The organism is Streptomyces sp. AC627_RSS907 (assembly GCF_019049165.1).
The window spans coordinates 1-567 of record NZ_JAGMUE010000471.1 but is presented as its reverse complement, the minus strand read 5'-3'; the positions used below and the strand labels follow the sequence as shown (position 1 = coordinate 567).

At 75.1% G+C, this 567-nt stretch carries 1 protein-coding gene; it reads left to right on the top strand.

The features are described 5' to 3' along the window. The coding region (locus KUM32_RS36515; RefSeq protein ID WP_217146188.1) for a condensation domain-containing protein at window positions 1-567 on the top strand (567 nt) is incomplete at both ends.

The following is a 567-nucleotide window of genomic DNA, read 5'->3' as shown; positions in this document are numbered from 1 at the left end:
CGGCACGACTTCGTGTCGCTGGCGCAGATCCAGTCCTGGAGCGACGTGCCGGGCGGCACGCACCTGTTCGAGAGCCTGGTGGTGTTCGAGAACTACCCCTTCGACGGCGGCGCCCTGGCCCGGCACGGGCTGAGCCTGGAGGAGGAGCGGGACCTGGAGCCCACCAACTACCCGCTCAGCATGATCGTCGCCCCGGGCGAGCGGCTGACCATGGCCCTGGACTACGACCCGGCGGCCTTCGACGCCGCGACCGTGGAGCGGCTGGGCGGCTGCCTGCGGGTGCTGCTGACGGCGATGGCGGCCGGGCCGGAGCGCCGGCTGCGGGAGTTGCCGCTGCTGGACGACCGCGAACAGCGGCGCGTCGTCGAGGAGTGGGGAGGCGCGGTCGTCCCGGTGCCCGGGCGCGTGCTGCCCGAGGTGTTCGAGGAGCAGGTCGCCCGTACCCCGCACGCCCCGGCCGTCACGGCGGCCGACGGGCGGCTGAGCTACCGGGAGCTGAACGAGCGCGCCAACCGGCTGGCCCGGGTGCTGATCGCGGGGGGCGCGGGCCCCGAGCGCTTCGTGGCC